Annotated in this window: 11 protein-coding genes; 5 read left to right on the top strand and 6 right to left on the bottom strand. The window is 71.8% G+C overall.

Translation table 11 applies throughout. The annotated features are described in order from the left end of the window. Nucleotides 1-106 precede the first annotated feature (106 nt). Complete coding sequence (locus ASF23_RS07015) at nucleotides 107-832, bottom strand: PadR family transcriptional regulator (protein ID WP_442855014.1); 726 nt, start codon at nucleotides 830-832, stop codon at nucleotides 107-109. Nucleotides 833-1,040: 208 nt separating this feature from the next. On the opposite strand from ASF23_RS07015, the gene ASF23_RS07020 reads away from it, so the two are divergent. The 4 genes from ASF23_RS07020 to ASF23_RS07035 all read left to right on the top strand — a co-directional run bounded on the left by ASF23_RS07020 (nucleotide 1,041) and on the right by ASF23_RS07035 (nucleotide 8,230). Then, nucleotides 1,041-1,364, top strand: a complete 324-nt coding sequence (locus ASF23_RS07020) for a DUF7882 family protein (protein WP_055951009.1) — start codon at nucleotides 1,041-1,043, stop codon at nucleotides 1,362-1,364. Between the two features lie 280 nt (nucleotides 1,365-1,644). After that, complete coding sequence (locus tag ASF23_RS07025; protein WP_055951011.1) at nucleotides 1,645-6,474, top strand: Lhr family ATP-dependent helicase; 4,830 nt, start codon at nucleotides 1,645-1,647, stop codon at nucleotides 6,472-6,474. A 95-nt stretch (nucleotides 6,475-6,569) separates the two neighbouring features. Continuing rightward, nucleotides 6,570-7,349 carry a DNA-formamidopyrimidine glycosylase family protein gene (locus ASF23_RS07030; RefSeq protein ID WP_055951012.1) on the top strand — a complete coding sequence of 260 codons (780 nt, stop codon included), beginning with the start codon at nucleotides 6,570-6,572 and terminating at the stop codon, nucleotides 7,347-7,349. Between the two features lie 95 nt (nucleotides 7,350-7,444). Then, the gene (locus ASF23_RS07035; protein ID WP_162236728.1) at nucleotides 7,445-8,230 is read left to right on the top strand and encodes a DUF4184 family protein; all 786 of its coding nucleotides are present in this window, start codon (nucleotides 7,445-7,447) and stop codon (nucleotides 8,228-8,230) included. 123 nt (nucleotides 8,231-8,353) lie between these two features. Here ASF23_RS07035 and ASF23_RS07040 read toward each other — a convergent pair whose 3' ends face one another. From ASF23_RS07040 to ASF23_RS07055, 4 genes are all read right to left on the bottom strand, one after another. Then, nucleotides 8,354-10,450: a glycosyl hydrolase gene (locus ASF23_RS07040; RefSeq protein ID WP_156364311.1), complete on the bottom strand. Its 2,097-nt coding sequence runs from the start codon at nucleotides 10,448-10,450 to the stop codon at nucleotides 8,354-8,356. Further along, on the bottom strand, nucleotides 10,447-11,187 hold the full coding sequence (locus tag ASF23_RS07045; protein ID WP_055951018.1) for an HlyD family efflux transporter periplasmic adaptor subunit: 741 nt from the start codon (nucleotides 11,185-11,187) through the stop codon (nucleotides 10,447-10,449). Before ASF23_RS07045 ends, ASF23_RS07040 begins: the two co-directional genes overlap by 4 nt. Next, nucleotides 11,184-13,403, bottom strand: coding sequence for a glycosyltransferase family 2 protein (locus ASF23_RS07050; RefSeq protein WP_235510807.1), 2,220 nt, complete (start codon nucleotides 13,401-13,403; stop codon nucleotides 11,184-11,186). The genes ASF23_RS07045 and ASF23_RS07050 overlap by 4 nt, the downstream gene beginning before the upstream one ends. A gap of 259 nt (nucleotides 13,404-13,662) precedes the next feature. Beyond that, nucleotides 13,663-13,866, bottom strand: coding sequence for a hypothetical protein (locus ASF23_RS07055; RefSeq protein WP_055951021.1), 204 nt, complete (start codon nucleotides 13,864-13,866; stop codon nucleotides 13,663-13,665). 75 nt (nucleotides 13,867-13,941) lie between these two features. Here ASF23_RS07055 and ASF23_RS07060 point away from each other — a divergent pair, with 75 nt between their 5' ends. Continuing rightward, nucleotides 13,942-14,583: a LysE/ArgO family amino acid transporter gene (locus ASF23_RS07060; protein WP_235510808.1), complete on the top strand. Its 642-nt coding sequence runs from the start codon at nucleotides 13,942-13,944 to the stop codon at nucleotides 14,581-14,583. A 92-nt stretch (nucleotides 14,584-14,675) separates the two neighbouring features. On the opposite strand, the gene ASF23_RS07065 is transcribed toward ASF23_RS07060, so the two are convergent. After that, entirely contained in the window at nucleotides 14,676-16,187 is a 1,512-nt protein-coding gene (locus tag ASF23_RS07065; RefSeq protein ID WP_055951023.1) for an APC family permease, read from the bottom strand. Between the last annotated feature and the right edge of the window lie 201 nt (nucleotides 16,188-16,388).

The raw sequence follows: 16,388 nt of genomic DNA on the forward strand, positions 1-16,388 counted from the left end.
CCGGGCTCCGGGCACCCGGCGTCCGCGCCCTGCATGCCCGCGCCCCCGCAACGACGGAACGCCGCCCGATCCGAGGATCGAGCGGCGTTCCTGTCGTGCGGCGGGGTCAGTCGGCCAGGATCTGCAGGAGGTCCCTGCGGAGCTGGTCGAGCTTCTCGGTGGCGGCGTTGCGCTGGGCGTCCGTCGCCGTCGTGCGGTACATGTGCAGCACTCCGAAGAGCTTCTGGAGGCTCTCCACGAAGCCCTGCTGGGCGTCCGTGGCACCGGGCGTGGAGTTCCACGCGGCGGCGATGTCGTCGGCTCGGGCCTCGACCTCGGCGCGACCGGCGTCCGTGAGGGCGTAGGTCGAGCGTCCGTCGTCACCCGAGGCGACGATGAGCCCCTCGTCCACGAGCTGCTGCAGCGTCGGGTAGACCGAGCCGGGGCTCGGCCGCCAGGCGCCACCGGTGCGCTCGGCGATGGACTTGATGAGGGCGTACCCGTTCATCGGCTCCGAGCCCTCGGCGGCACTGTCGCCGAGGAGGCTCAGGATCGCCAGGCGGACGTCGCCGCGACGTGCACGGCGACCCTCGCGGCCGAAGCCGAAGCCCGGGGCGAAACCCGGACCGCCGAATCCCGCACCGAACCCGGGACCGCCGAAGCCGCCGCCGAATCCGCCGCGTCCGCGACCGCTGGGGCCGCCGTGTCCACGACCGCGGCCGGGACGCTCGTCGTGCGAGTCGCTCCCCTGGCCGCCGGGGCCGTGATGCTCGCGACCGCCGCCGAAGCGCGGGCCACGAGGGCTGATGCGACCGTTGCGGCCGCGTTCGTTGTCGTCATACATGGGGCGCATGATGATCTCCGTTCGTTGTGAGACGTTGTGGGCTGCGGTGATGCACCACAGTGTCGCGATGCTCGTTGGTGTATCGCGATGTTCTAACGATAGATCTTTGACGACGAGGGTGTCAAGCAAGAAATCGTTGTCGCGTTGTGCGCGTCCTCCGCGACCTGTACACATGACGGAGGAGCTCGGCAACGTTCAGGGACGCCGAGGATCACACATGGGCAAACTCGTGTACGGCACGAACCTCGTCGAGATCGGTTTCGACGACCGGACGCTGGCGCACCTCAGCGTCGTCATCGTCGCCAAGCTGCGCCGGCGGGAGAGCCTGCTCTTCTCGTGGCGGGACGACTCGTCGGTCGGGGACGGGAGGAGCAGCGTCTGGCTCGATCCGTCCATCCCGCTGTACTTCAAGTACTTCGGGTCGAGGCCGCCGAAGATCAACCGCGCCTGGGTCGTCGCGCTGACCGTGACCGCCAACTCCAACCAGGGGCTGCACCTCGTGCCGGAGCCGCTCGACGGTGACGTGCCGCACGAGGACTGACCTCGCTGGCGATGGTGCGCCTTAGCCCGCCAAGCGTTGGGAGTCAAGGGGGTTTTCTTGCGTCGACTGCACGATTACAGTGCAGTACACGGTGACGATGAGAACCCTCGCCATCCGTGACCCGACGCGGGAACGTCGGTGGGGGCGGCGCGGAGTGCAAGGATCAGGGCACTCCGCACCGTCCCCTTTCGCGGACCCGGCGGCACACTGACCGTGCTGGTCGGCACCATCGAGCGCGCCACCTGCCGGTGTCAGGGGTCGCGGGCATAGTGGGACACCCATGCCGGACGTCCTCGATCGATTCGCACCCGCCACCGCGGACTGGTTCCGCGGTGCCTTCGATGCGCCGACACCGGCCCAGACCGGCGCCTGGGACGCGATCTCGACCGGACGGCACGCGCTCGTGATCGCCCCGACCGGCTCCGGCAAGACGCTGGCGTCGTTCCTCTGGTCGATCGACCGTCTCATCCGAGCGACCGAACGCCCGCCCACGAAGCAGCGCACGAGGGTCCTCTACATCTCACCGCTCAAGGCACTCGGCGTCGACGTCGAACGGAACCTCAGGAGTCCGCTCGTCGGGATCACCCAGACCGCCAGGCGGATGGGGCTCGAGCCACCCGACGTCACGGTCGGCGTCCGGAGCGGCGACACCCCCACGGCCGATCGACGGCTGCTCCAGCGCACACCGCCGGACATCCTCATCACGACGCCCGAGTCGCTGTACCTCATGCTCACGTCCTCGGCCCGCGAGACCCTGGCGAACGTCGACACCGTCATCATCGACGAGGTCCATGCGGTCGCCTCGTCGAAGCGGGGTGCGCACCTGGCGCTCTCGCTCGAACGCCTCGACGACCTGCTCGGCACCCCGGTGCAGCGCATCGGGCTCTCCGCGACGGTGCGTCCGGCGGAGGAGGTCGCCCGGTTCCTCGGCGGCCGCGCGCCCGTCGACATCATCGCCCCGCCGGCCCAGAAGACCTTCGATCTGCGGGTGGTCGTGCCCGTCGACGACATGTCCGAGCTCGGGCAGCCCGCGGCGGGCGACGACCCCGGCGCCAAGCCGACGAACGGCTCGATCTGGCCGCACGTCGAAGAAGCCGTTGTCGACCTGGTCGAGGCACACCGTTCCACCATCGTGTTCGCGAACTCCCGACGTCTCGCCGAGCGACTGACCGCGCGGCTCAACGAGATCCACGAGGAGCGCGTCGGCGCCACGGCCGAACAGGCCCTCATCGCGGTCGGCGCGCCCACGTCGGACCTCGACGAGGAGTCCACGGAGTCGGACAACGGCCGCGGCACGAACCGTCGCCCGCCGGCCCAGGTGATCGGGTCGTCCGGGCAGACTGCCGGTGGCGGTGGCCCCGACGTCGCGAACGTCCTCGCCAGGGCACACCACGGCTCGGTGTCCAAGGACCAGCGCGCGATCATCGAGGACGACCTGAAGTCCGGCCGGCTCCGCTGCGTCGTCGCCACGAGCTCCCTCGAACTCGGCATCGACATGGGTGAGGTCGACCTCGTCGTCCAGGTCGAGGCTCCCCCGTCCGTGGCGAGCGGCCTGCAGCGCGTCGGACGAGCGGGCCACCAGGTCGGCGAGATCTCCCGCGGCGTGCTCTTCCCGAAGCACCGCGCCGACCTCATCCACTCCGCCGTCGTCGTCGAGCGCATGGTCGAGGGAGCGATCGAGTCGATCAGCGTCCCCGCGAACCCGCTCGACGTCCTCGCCCAGCAGACGGTCGCCGCGGTGGCCCTCGACGTCATCGACGCCGACCACTGGTTCGAGGTGGTCCGCCGCAGCGCACCGTTCAGCGGCCTGCCCCGCTCGGCGTTCGACGCGACACTCGACCTCGTCGCCGGCCGCTACCCGAGCGACGAGTTCGCCGAGCTCCGCCCGCGCCTGGTCTGGGACCGCGTGCACGGCAGCCTGACCGGACGTCCGGGGGCGCAGCGCCTCGCGGTGACGAGCGGCGGGACGATCCCGGACCGCGGCATGTTCGGGGTCTTCATGGTCGGCGAGAAGGCATCGCGCGTCGGGGAGCTCGACGAGGAGATGGTCTACGAGTCCCGGGTCGGCGACGTCTTCGCGCTCGGGGCGACGAGCTGGCGCATCGAGGACATCACGCACGACCGGGTGCTCGTCAGCCCGGCGTTCGGGCAGCCCGGCCGGGTGCCGTTCTGGAAGGGAGACGGTCTCGGACGCCCGGCTGAACTCGGGCGGGCGATGGGTGCGTACGTGCGCGAGCTCGACACCGCCGCCCCCGCCGACGCCGCGGCACGCGTGTCCGGGAGCGGCCTCGACGAGCGCGCGACGACGAACCTGCTGCAGTTCATCCGCGAGCAGCGCGAGGCCACGGGACACGTCCCGACGGACACCACGCTCGTGGTCGAGCGGTTCCGCGACGAGCTCGGTGACTGGCGGATGATCCTGCACTCGCCGTTCGGCATGCCGGTGCACGCGCCGTGGGCCCTCGCGATCAGTGCCCGCCTCGCGGAGCGGTACGGGATCGACGGCGGCGCGATGGCGAGCGACGACGGGATCGTCGTCCGCATCCCGGAGACCGACGCCGAGCCGCCCGGGTCGGAGCTCTTCGTGTTCGAGCGCGACGACCTCGACGCCCTCGTGACCGAGCAGGTCGGCAACTCGGCGCTGTTCGCGGCGCGGTTCCGGGAGTGTGCCGCGCGGGCGCTGCTGCTCCCCCGTCGCGACCCCGGCCGTCGGTCCCCGCTCTGGCAACAGCGCCAGCGCGCGTCCCAGCTGCTCGACGTGGCCCGCAAGTACCCGACGTTCCCGATCATCCTCGAGACGGTGCGCGAGGTCCTGCAGGACGTGTACGACGTCCCTGCGCTCCTCGGCATCGCGGACGAGATCGCGCGTCGCCAGATCCGGATCGTCGAGGCGCAGACCGACCAGGCGTCACCGTTCGCCAGGTCGCTGCTCTTCGGGTACGTCGCCGCGTTCATGTACGAGGGCGACACCCCGCTCGCGGAACGGCGTGCCGCGGCACTGTCCCTCGACGCCACCCTGCTCGGCGAGCTGCTCGGGCGCGCGGAGCTCCGGGAGCTCCTCGACCCGCAGGTCATCACGGACGTCGAGAACGACCTCCAGCGCCTCTCACCAGACCGTCGAGCGCGCGACGCCGAGGGTCTCGTCGACGTGCTGCGACTCGTCGGTGCGCTCGACCTCGACGAAGCGGTGGCACGGAGCTGGCTCGCACCGGCCACGAGCACCGCACCCGCAGCCGTCGGACGCGACGAGGACGCCGACCCCGCTGACATCGCCGACGCCGACGCCGACGCCGACGCCGACCCCGCGGACGACGCGGGTGCTCCGGTCGCCGCAGCGGCTCCCGTCGAACACGCCGCAGCCCGGAACGCACTGGAGGCGGTGCTCACCGGGCTCGAGCGCGACCGGCGCGTCCTCGGGTTCACCTTCGGCGGCACGAGGCGGTGGGCCGTGATCGAGGACGCGTCGAGACTCCGCGACGCCCTCGGCGTCGCCCTGCCGATCGGCGTCCCGACGGTGTTCGTCGAGCCGGTCGCGGATCCGCTCGGTGACCTGGTCGGTCGGTACGCACGCTCACACGGACCGTTCGCCGCGATCGACGCCGCGAACCGTCTCGGGCTCGGGGTCGCCGTCGTCCAGGACACCCTCCGACGCCTCGTCGCGGACCGTCGGGTCGTCGAGGGCGAGTTCCGACCCGACCGCCAGGGTGCCGAGTGGTGCGACTCCGAGGTCCTGCGGCGGATCCGCACGAAGTCCCTCGCCGCGCTCCGGCACGAGGTCGAACCGGTGTCGTCGGACACCCTCGCACGCTTCCTGCCGTCCTGGCAGCACGTGCAGGCGCCCGGTGCTCGCGGCGGGCTCCGCGGAGTCGACGGCGTCCTCCAGGTGATCGAGCAGCTCGCGGGTGTGGCCGTGCCCGCGACGGCGTGGGAGTCGCTCGTGCTGCCGGCCCGTGTCAGCGACTACTCCCCCGCCATGCTCGACGAGCTCACCGCGACGGGCGAGGTCCTCTGGTCCGGTGGTGGCACCCTGCCCGGCAACGACGGCTGGGTCCGCCTGCACCTCGCCGAGACGGCGGCCACCACGCTCGCCGAACCCGCGGGGACCGAGACCACCGAGCTCCAGCGCGACGTGCTCGGGGCCCTCGCCGGCGGTGGTGCGTACTTCTTCCGACAGCTCGCGCAGTCCGTGGGGAGCACCGACGACGCCGCACTCTCGACGGCGCTCTGGGACCTCGTCTGGGCCGGCCAGATCACGAACGACACCTTCGCCCCGCTCCGGGCGACGATCGGCGGGCGGACGAAGACCGTCACACCACGGACGAGGGCGTACCGCGGCCGTCGACGCCCGACGCTGCCGACGCAGTCCGGTCCGCCCGCGGTCGGTGGCCGCTGGTCGATCCTGCCGCTCGCCGAGCCAGACCAGACCGTCCGGGCCGCGGCGACCGCCGAACAGCTCCTCGAGCGGTACGGCGTCGTCACCCGCGGGGCCGTGCAGGTCGAGGGCGTCCGCGGCGGGTTCGCGGGCGTCTACCGGGTGCTCGCACGCTTCGAGGAGACCGGGCGGGCGCGCCGCGGGTACTTCGTCGACGGGCTCGGGGCGGCGCAGTTCGCCACCGGTCCGACCGTCGACCGACTCCGGACCTTCGCCCGTGACGTCGACGGCGACGGCGCGGAGAGCAACCCGGACCGTCCGCGCTCGGCCATCACCCTCGCGGCGACCGACCCGGCGAACCCGTACGGGGCGTCACTGCCGTGGCCGGGTGCCGGTCCGTCAGCCGCTGACGACGGCCCGGCCGAGGGTCCCGACGCCGCCACGACCACCGCGCGCGGGCACCGGCCGGGGCGGAAGGCGGGTGCGCTCGTGACGATCGTCGACGGCGCGCTGACGGTGTACGTCGAGCGCGGCGGGAAGAGCGTCCTGACCTTCACCGACGACGAGCCGGCGCTCACCGCAGCGACGCTCTCGATCGCCGGGGTCGTCCGCTCGGGGCTCGGACGGCTCGCGATCGAGCGGGTGAACGGCACCTTCGTGCTCGAGACCCCGCTCGGCGACCTGCTCCGTGACGCAGGGTTCACCGCGACACCGCAGGGGTTGCGTCTCCGTGTGTAGGCGTCCGTTCGCGCACCGTCCGGCACGCGTGCAGGTGGAGGCTCCGGCACGCGTGCGGGCAGGGGCTCCGGCACGCGTGCAGGCGGGGGTGACCCGTGCCTGAAGGAGACACGGTCTACCGGGCTGCTGCGCGCCTCCAGTCCGCCCTCGGTGGGAAGGTCCTGACCCGCAGCGACTTCCGCGTCCCGGCGTTCGCGACCCTCGACCTCGTCGGGCGAACGGTCGACGAGGTCGTGCCCCGCGGCAAGCACATCCTGCACCGGATCGGCGACCTGACCGTGCACTCGCACCTCAAGATGGAGGGCCGCTGGGACGTCTACGCACCCGGTGACCGCTGGCGACGACCGGCACACCAGGCACGGTGCATCCTCGACGCCGAGGGGGTGTCGACCGTCGGGTTCGCGCTCGGGGTCCTCGAGGTCGTCCCCCGCGACCAGGAGGACGACATCGTCGGGTATCTCGGGCCGGACCTGCTCGGGCCGGACTGGGACGCGGACCTCGCGTTGGCGAACCTGCTCGCGGTGCCGGAGCGTCCGGTGGGTCTGGCGCTCCTCGACCAGCGGGTGCTCGCCGGCCTCGGGAACGTCTACCGGGCCGAGCTCTGCTACCTCCGCGGGGTCCTGCCGACGCGGCCGGTCGGCGAGGTGTCCGACCCGGTGCGGCTGATCGACCTCGCGAAGCGGCTCATCGTGGCGAACCGCGACCGCAGCGAGCGCATCACCACGGGCAACTCGCGGCCGGGCCAGCGCTTCTGGGTCTACAACCGCGCGGGCAAGCCGTGTCTCCGGTGTCGGACCCGGATCCAGCACGGGCAGCTGGGCGACACCGAGCTGACCCTCCGCGACACGTACTGGTGTCCGAACTGCCAGCACTGACGCCGGCAGTGACCGCCCAGACGTTCGGATGATTCCTCGGGGACCGGGGGCGTTCGTCCGGGCGCATGTGCCAGCCTTCGAGGATGCCGTTCACCGTGAGCCACACGATCGTCGCGCTGCCGTTCCGGCGGACGGCGATCCCCGCGGCTGCACTCGCCGTGGGGTCGATGGCGCCGGACGCGGTCCTGTTCGTGCCGGCGCTCCCGCCGTACGGTGTCACCCACTCGGCCCTCGGCGCGCTGTCGGTGTCGCTGCCGGTGGCCCTCGTCGTGCTCCTCGTGTGGACGTTCGGCCTGCGATGGGCGTGGACCGCGATCCAGCCGCGGCCGGTGCACGAGCGACTCCCGCCGTCGTGGGACGATCCGCTGTCGGCCTGGAGGACGTTCGTCGCGCGGACGCCCGGCCGCCGTGTCGGTGACCTCGCGCTGACGCTCGGGACCGTGATCGCGGGCATCTACAGCCACATCGCCTGGGACTCGTTCACGCACTCCCGGGGGTGGTCCGTCGCGCGGATCCCGGCGCTCCGGACCGACGTCGCCGGGCACCCCCTCTACGACTGGATCCAGAACGCGTGCTCCTTCGGCGGGATGGTCGTCCTCGCGATCGCGTTCGCACTGTGGTTCCGACGGACGGCGCCGACGCCCCGAGGCCGCGAGGTCTCACCACACTCGGCCCGCCGCATCCGTGTCACGCTGCTCGTCGTGCTGGTCGTCGTCACGGCCGTCGGCGCGAGTCCGCTGCTCCTCATCGGCGCCGGACCGACCGGGGTGCTCGGCTGGGCCGCGATCCTCGCGATCCGGGTGGCAGCAGTGCTGCTCGTCGGGACGGCGGTCGCCCTCGGGGTCCGCGAGGTGGTGCGGACCCGGCGCCGGTCCGGCTGAACCACCTGCCGGACTGGAGGGACGGGGCGGGCCGACACCGTGCCTCCAGTCCGGTGGGTGAGGACGCAGAGAACCGCAGTGCGGTCGGGTCTGCACTGTGGTTCTGCGCATCCTCGCGTGGGCCTACCGGCGGGCCTCGGCCATGATGAACGCCAGCGTGTACGACCTGGTGTTCGCGGTGTCGATCGCCACGTCCGGCAGGGTCCTCGCGGTGGTGAGCGCCCGACGGGCATCGGCGGCCGACGCCAGCGACCGGTACATGAGCAGGTAGTCGCCGAACTGCACGCCGTAGCCGTTCGGGGTCGCGGCCTCGACGACCGCTCGGATGTGGCTCGCACCACCGCCCGCCGGGCTCCCGAGGTACGCCGGCGCCGCGGGCGTCATCGGGATGAGCTGGATGCCGGCGATCGCCTCGGGCAGGGCGCTGAACCACGTGCCGTAGTCCCGCTTGCCGCCCCACGTCAGACTGACGATGTCGTGGTCGTACGACGCGACGTCGGCCTCGCCGAACGCGGACGCCGAGATGTCCGGCGCGACGGAGTCGTCGAGCGCCGCGGCCGACTCGTTGCTGAGGAGCCAGGTCGCCTCGCTCCGGAGCCCGTCGTCACCGGCCGCCGAGGCCCATGCCGCGAGTCCGTTCCAGGCGTTCACCGCCTCCGAGGTCGACTCCTGGTTGTTCCCGTCGACGAACGGCGAGTACCCCGATGCCCAGCTGTGCTGCGCGTACGGGTCGTAGACGCGCTGCTCGGGGAACGACGCCGTGGTGGTCGGCGCCGCGATGTCCGCCGCGACGAGGGTCATCGTCGCGTTCCAGCGGTCGACGAGGTCCTGGTGCCCGGCGGCCATCACACCCGCCGCGTACAGGATGTAGCCGTAGTGGAAGTGGTGGTCGTTGAACTCCTCGGACCCGAACGAGGCGGTCTGCCCGACGACGCCCTTGATGGTGTCGTCGTACCCGAAGCACTGCTCGGTCCTCGTGAGGCAGCCCTTGGCGTCCGCCCAGCGGTCGAGCACGGCGACGGTGGTCGTCCGCAGACGAGCGGCCACGCGGTCCATGCCGAGCTGGTCGGCGAGCGTGTACAGGTTCGCCGCCCGGGAGAGGTTCTTGCCCCCGGCGTAGGTGTCGGCCGCGAAGGACGACGCGTCGATCCCCGCAGCGTCGGCTGTGACCTGCTCCCGGAGCTCCGCGCGGTCGCCGTTGGTCAGCGCCGACAGATCGAGCTCGGTCGTCGGGGTGACGGTCGGGGCGGAGAACCGCAGTGCGGTGCCGGTGCAGAGCGGCACGCTGCCGTCGATGGTGTCGTAGCGGAGGCCTGTGCAGTGCAGGCCCGACGTGCCCTGCGAGCGCTGCGGCACGACGAGGGTGTCGCCCCGCGCCGCGGTCCGGTACGCGAGCACGGTGCGCTGCCGGTCGGACGACCCCGACCGGGACAGCTCGACGCCGGTCAGCGGAGACGCGGCCGCGCGCTGGAGTGTCCCGACCTCTGCATCGCGCGCCCCGGCTGGCACCGGGAACATCACGACGCTGCCGGACCGCTCGAGCGTGATCGAGCCGCCGTCGGCGGCGATGGAGCCGCCCTCGACGACGACCGCCCACTCCTGGCCGGCTCCAGTCGCGGTCCCGGTGGTCCTGCTCGAGCGGGTGATCGTCGCCGTCGGAGTGACGGTCTGACCGGTCGCGGCGGTGTAGCCGATGGACGGCGACCCCTCCGCGATCGTGGAGTGCCCGACGACGGACCCGGCTGCCGTGTGGGCGATCGTCACCGCGACCTGGTCGTAGGCGCTCACCCGCATGCCGGTCGCACCGACGTCGAGGCCGAACTGCGCGACGGCCGGGCCGGTGATCCCGTTCGCACTCGCGGTCACGGTCGGCAACCCGCCGGAGAACCCCGCGGCCGTCGGCGTGTACGAGATCGGCGACGGGAACACCGGCAGCAGGTCCGGCCCGAACACGAGCCCGGAGAACCACCGGTTCGTCGGCGGGACGAGCCCGTCGGCCAGGCGCATCTGCGGCGCGGGGACCACCGGGGCGGTGCCGAGCCGCTGCACCCCCGAGGCGAGGGCACTCGCGGAGAACCCCGCGTCGACGGTCGTGGTCGACGTGCGGTCCTCGCCGCCGTCGCTCCTCGTGCAGCCCGCGAGCACCGTGGTCGCGACCGCCGCCATGGCCACGAGCACGACGAGACGTCGTGACCGCGGGTGGCGGGAAGCGATGCTCACAGTCCGATCTGACGCATGAAGCCGTGGAAGCCGTCGCTCACCCCGGCGAGCGGACCGTCGTCGCGGAGGTGGAGCGTGGCGTCGACCGGGGTGCCCGGCATGGTGAGGCCGGAGTACTCGCCGTCCTTGAGGTCGGTGCTCGCCACCTCCACCGTGGTCTTCGCCTGCCCGGTCACGTCGGTCTCGACCGTGATCTGCCGGACCGTGCCCGCGAGGACCGTGGTGTTCGGCAGCTGGAGGTCGACGTTCGCACCCCGCGAGATGCGCTCGTAGTCCCGCGGCGTCAGGATGAAGTTCGACGAGACGAAGAGGCTGTTCGCCCGGTCGATCGTGCCGAGCTCGGTCCCGGACTGCACGTACCCGCCGGCCTTGACGTCGATCTTCGCCATGGTGCCGGCGACCGCGGCGGTGAACGTCATGAGTCCGTCCGGCCCGAGCGTGTAGGCACTCGTCGTGTCGTCGGGGCTGATCACGTCGTTGTCGATGTCCTGCTGCAGCTGGAGGCTCTGCACCTGGAAGAGCTCGTCGCCGACCTCGACGCGGTCGCCCTCCTGCACGAACTCCTTGGTGACGGTCCCGCCGTAGTCGGTGCCGACGGCGTACTCCTGCGCCTGGATCGACGCAGCGACGCTCGTCACCTCGGTCTGGCGCTGGTTGAACACGAGGGTGCAGGCGGCGACGAGCAGCAGGACGCCCACGAAGCCGAGGAAGAGGCGGAGGCGGTTGGTCCAGGTCATCGTCCGAGTTCCGTTCGTCGAGTGGTGCGGTGTTCTCGGCGGGTGACGGCCGATGCGGGGACCGGCGCGGGCACCGCGGCCGGGGCCGGCGCGGGCGCGGGGGTGGACGCGACCGTCTCGGAGCCGCGGGCGGCGCGGTCGGGCTGCACCGTGCCTCCCGTCCGGTTCGGGAACGGCCAGGTGTCCGCTCGCGCGGCGAGTGCCGGAACGGGCTCGCGCTCAGCTGGTGACGGTGCCGCTGCTGACGCGGGGGCCGACGCCGGGGCCGGGGTCGGGCTCGACGCCAGGGCCGGCGTCGGGGCGGACGTGGGGGCCGCAGTCGGCACCGCTCCCGACGCGCGCGCTGCGAGACGGTCCCGCAGCTTCTCCGCGAGACGCGTCGCGGACCCCTCGCGAGCGGCGGCGATGATGAACGCACCGAGGATGATCGTGTTCGTCACGTTCCACGCCGTCGCGAGCGTGAGGTGCCCGATCCCGATGTCCCGCCACGCCGCGACGAAACTCGTCAGCGCCAGGAAGACGAACGTCAGGACCTGCGGGATGATGAAGTTGAACGGCGACGGCGCCCGGCCGCGGTTCGCTCCCGTGACGTGCCAGCTCTGCTCCTTGCCGGTGATCACGTTCCAGAGCGCCTTCGCGTAGATCGGGAACGACACCGCGGCGAGCATGAGCGTCTCCCACCGGAACGACATCAGCGTGTAGAACGCGAGCACGATCTGCATGACGTAGAACCCGGCGTAGTAGAGCAGCCACTGGCCGAACGAGATCGACAGGTTCATCGGTCGCAGGTCGAAGTAGATCTCCAGCGGTGGCACGAGGAGCAGGAGTCCCGGGGCGATGCCGGTCAGGTAGAACGTGCTCGTGACGAGGTACTGCAACCGCTGGTCGATCGTCAGACGGCGGCGCGGACTCAGCGGGTTGTGCGTCAGGAGGATCTCGAACCCGCCGGTCGCCCAGCGGAGCTGCTGCTTGCTGTAGGCCTCGATCGTCTCCGGGGCGTCACCCGTGGCGAGCTCCTTCGGGATGTAGATCGACTTCCAGCCGCGCTCGTGGAGACGCATCGAGGTCCAGACGTCCTCGGACTTGGAGTCGGTGTAGATCCCGCCGATGTCGTCGACCGCGGTCCGTCGGAAGATCACGTTCGTGCCGACGCAGAACGCCGCGTTGAAACGGTTCCGCCCGGGCTGGATGTACCGGTAGAACACGGCCTGCATGTAGCCGGCGCCGCGCGAGACGAGGTTCACGAGGTTGCCGTACGTCTGCGGGGTCTGCACGAAGGAGACGCCCTCGTCGACGAAGAACGGCACCGTCTCGTGCAGGAACTCCGGCTTCGGGACGAAGTCCGCGTCGAACACCGCGAAGAACTCGCCCTTGGCCAGGGTGAGCGCGTGGTTGATGTTGCCCGCCTTCGCGCCGTGCCCGGTGAGCCGGCGGACGTACCGTGCGCCGAGGCGGCTCGCGAGTCGACGGACCTCGTCGTCGCGGCCGTCGTCGAGGACCCACGTGCGGTGTCGGCCCTTAATCGCGATCGCGGCCTCGACGGTCGCGGCGATCTTGTCGATCTCCTCGCCGTAGACGGTGATGAACACGTCGACGTCGATCTCGCGCCCGCGGACCATGAGCGGCCACTGGTTCGGGACCTGGTCGAGGCCGTCGTGCACGATCGCGGCCCGGTCGTAGAGGGCGTCCTGCGCCTGGTGGAAGGCGAAGTCCCGAGGGTCGACCCCGCCGGAGAGGATGGTCCAGGCCGAGATGAGCGCGTGGATCACGAGCACCGACTCGGCCACGATGACCATCGTGTACGGCAGGAAGTCGCCGCGGTGGGCCGGGTTCAGCAGGAACTGCGCGTAGAGCAGGATCCCGGCGGTCGCCACGAGCACCAGCAGCACCATCACCGGGTTGTGCAGGCGGCCCTCCGCGCGCGGCGCGATGAAGACGTTCTCGTGGTGGTCGATGCCCGCGCGACGCTTCCGACGGGCAGGCGCGGGGCCGACCGGGCCGAGGAGCGGGGCCGCGGACGGGCCGGGTGCCATCGGTCGGCGGGCCGGTGCGGTGCGATCGGCACGCTCGAGGGCGCTCCGGTGCGCCGCTGCGCGCTCGGCGGCGGCGCGGTCGACGGACGGGGTCCGGAAGTCGAACCCCGCTGCGTCCTCGCGGACGTGGCCGGGTTCGGGTTCGGGCGCGCGCGTACGGCGCGCATCGTCGATGGCAGACATCATGCTCCTGGTCGGGTCGTGGAGACGCCGCTGCAGCCGGGAAGCTGCGAGATGCGGCGGTGTGTCGACAACGTCGGCGACCAGTCGGATCGGGATCGATCCGATGAACCGACGGGGATCGGGATCCGTCGGGGTCGTGCCGGCGGGGACTGGGGACCCGCCCGATCGAGCTGCGAGAGCTCAGGTCACCCGTTCAGGGGACAACGGTGACTGGGTCCCGAGCGTAGGCGATGAGTGCCCGTCTGTCATTTCGGGCAGGTTAATGATCCGCGAACCGCTCGCGCGCGGTCGTCACGACCGCGTCCGAGATCCGGTCGAGCAGCGGTGAGGCGAGGTTCCACCGCTGCCAGTGCAGCGCCACGTCCGCGCTCCGGCCCGGGACGAGCTCGACGAGGGTCGCCTCCGCCAGGCGCTCCCACGAGGCGGCCGGGAGGATCGTGGCTGCGACCGGCGGATCGGCCACGGCTGGGCGGGGCGATCCGGAGGCGGGCTGCCTCTGCGTCTGGCCTGCGTCGGCCCCAGCCCCTAGCGTCGGAGGGTGCCCCTCTCGACGACCCTGCTCCCCGCGCTGCTCGGCCTCGGGACCGGCCTCGGGCTCATCGTCGCGATCGGCTCGCAGAACGCCTTCCTGCTCCGACTCGGGATCACCGGCCGGCCCCGGGTCGTCGGCGCGGCCGTGCTGGTGTGCGCAGCGTCGGACGCGGTGCTGATCGTGGCCGGCGTGCTCGGTGTCGGGGTGGTCGTCGAGCGGTTCCCGGTGGCGCTCGTGCTGGTGCGGATCGTCGGTGCGGGGTTCCTCGTGACGTACGGGGTGCTGGCCGCCCGGCGCGCGCTCCGGCCGTCCGGGGACGCGCTCGAACCCGGTCCCGGTGCGGGTCCGGCGACGCTCGGCATGCGGCGCGCCCTCGTGACGATGCTCGCCCTGACCTGGCTGAACCCGCACGTGTACCTCGACACGCTCGTGTTCCTCGGCTCCGTCGGGAACCAGCAGGGCGAGGCGGAGCGGTGGTGGTGGGTCGCCGGGGCGGTGCTCGCGAGCTGCGTGTGGTTCGCGGGGCTCGGGTTCGGCGCCCGGCTGCTCCGGCCCGTGTTCGCGAGACCGGTCGCCTGGCGGGTCCTCGACGGGTGCATCGCGGTGGTGATGGTCGCCCTTGGGGTCCGGATCGCGCTCGGGGCCTAGGACCTCCGGTCGAGAAGTGCCCAACTGTCGGGTCGGAGCCGCCACCCGACAGATGGGCACTTCTCAACGAGGATCACGGGCCCGGCGCGGGGTCAGGAGCGGGTCGCGGTCAGGTCCCGGCCGACGCGGCTGTGCCTCCGGCCGTACGACCAGTACACGACCATGCCGACCACGAGCCACACGACGAACCGCACCCACGTCAGGGTCGTCAGGTTGCACATCAGCCAGACGCAGAGCACCGCGGACAGGATCGGCAGCACGGGCGACCACGGCACGCGGAACGCCCGGGGCACGTCGGGCTGGCTGCGCCGGAGCACGACGATGCCGATGCTGACGAGCACGAACGCCGACAGCGTGCCGATGTTGATCATGCCCTCGAGTGCGTCGACCTGCGTGAACCCGGCGATCCCGGCGACGACGACGCCGGCGACGATCTGCACGCGCATCGGCGTCCCGCGCTTGCTCGTGACGCTGAACCACCGCGGGAGGAGGCCGTCGCGGCTCATCGAGAACACGATGCGCGACAGGCCGAGCAGCAGCACCATGACGACGGTGGTCAGCCCGACGAGGCTCCCGACGGCGATCACGCCCGCGGCCCACGGCTGTCCGACGAGGTCGAACGCCGTCGCGAGCGAGGGGGTGTCGGCCTTCGCGAGGTCCTTGTACGACACCATGCCGGTGAGCACGATGCTGACCCCGACGTACAGCAGGGTGACGACGCCGAGCCCCAGGAAGATGCCCTTCGGCAGGGTCTTCTGCGGGTTCTTCGTCTCCTCGGCGCTCGTCGCGACGACGTCGAACCCGATGAACGCGAAGAACACCAGGGACGCCGCGGCCAGCAGCCCGAAGCCGCCGTACTGCGCCGGTGCGCTGCCGGTGGCGAACGCGACGAGCGACTGCTCCCAGACGTCGGCCCCACCGCCCTTCGTCGGCTGCGCGGGCGGGATGAACGGGGCGAAGTTCGCGGCCTTGACGAACAGGGCGCCGACGACGATCACGAACAACACGATGAGGATCTTGATCGCGGTGATGACGGTGCTGACGCGGCTCGACAGCTGCGTGCCGATCGCCAGCAGCGCCGTGAACACCCCGACCACGAGCACCGGGCCCCAGGTGAACGGGATGCCGACATCGATCGTCGCGGGGACGTTGATCCCGAAGACGTCGAGCGCGGTGCTCAGGTAGATGCCCCAGTACTTCGCGATCACGGCCGCGGCGGTGAGGGTCTCGAGGATGAGGTCCCACCCGACGATCCACGCCAGCAGCTCCCCCATGCTCGCGTAGGTGAACGTGTAGGCGCTGCCCGCGACGGGGATGGTCGAGGCGAACTCGGCGTAGCACATGATGGCGAGTCCGCAGGTGACGGCGGCGAGCACGAACGACAGGATGACGCTCGGGCCGGCGAAGTTCGCGGCGGCCTGCGCGCCCACCGAGAAGATGCCCGCCCCGACCGCGACGGCGATGCCCATCGCCGCGATGTCGACCGTGCCGAGCGTCCGCTTCAGCGACCGGCCCTGCTCCTCCGAGTCGCGGAGGCTGGCCTCGATGCTCTTGATCCGGATCCGGTTCGGACGGTCGGTCGTCGTGCGGGACGGTGCGCTCATGGTGCGGTGGATCCAATGGCTCGGCGGCTGCCGCGCAGGCGGCGGTCGGACCCGCCGAGAGTAGTGGGCGCGCACCGGCGCCCGCAAACCGTGTGACGGACACCGTTCCGGACGGGAGGCACGGGTCGGCGCCGCACCGTCCCTCCCGTCCGATGCGGCGTCAGTCCGGCCGTACGCGCCGACCGGTGTCAGCGCTGGCGC

The sequence above is a fragment of the Curtobacterium sp. Leaf261 genome, from assembly GCF_001422205.1.
Taxonomy (GTDB): Bacteria; Actinomycetota; Actinomycetes; order Actinomycetales; family Microbacteriaceae; genus Curtobacterium.

Excerpts from the sequence above, each read along its gene's own strand:
- ASF23_RS07045 (WP_055951018.1), bottom strand. The coding sequence starts at position 11,187 with ATGACCTGGACCAACCGCCTCCGCCTCTTCCTCGGCTTCGTGGGCGTC.
- ASF23_RS07025 (WP_055951011.1), top strand. The coding sequence starts at position 1,645 with ATGCCGGACGTCCTCGATCGATTCGCACCCGCCACCGCGGACTGGTTC.
- ASF23_RS07065 (WP_055951023.1), bottom strand. The coding sequence starts at position 16,187 with ATGAGCGCACCGTCCCGCACGACGACCGACCGTCCGAACCGGATCCGG.
- ASF23_RS07050 (WP_235510807.1), bottom strand. The coding sequence starts at position 13,403 with ATGTCTGCCATCGACGATGCGCGCCGTACGCGCGCGCCCGAACCCGAA.
- ASF23_RS07015 (WP_442855014.1), bottom strand. The coding sequence starts at position 832 with ATGCGCCCCATGTATGACGACAACGAACGCGGCCGCAACGGTCGCATC.
- ASF23_RS07020 (WP_055951009.1), top strand. The coding sequence starts at position 1,041 with ATGGGCAAACTCGTGTACGGCACGAACCTCGTCGAGATCGGTTTCGAC.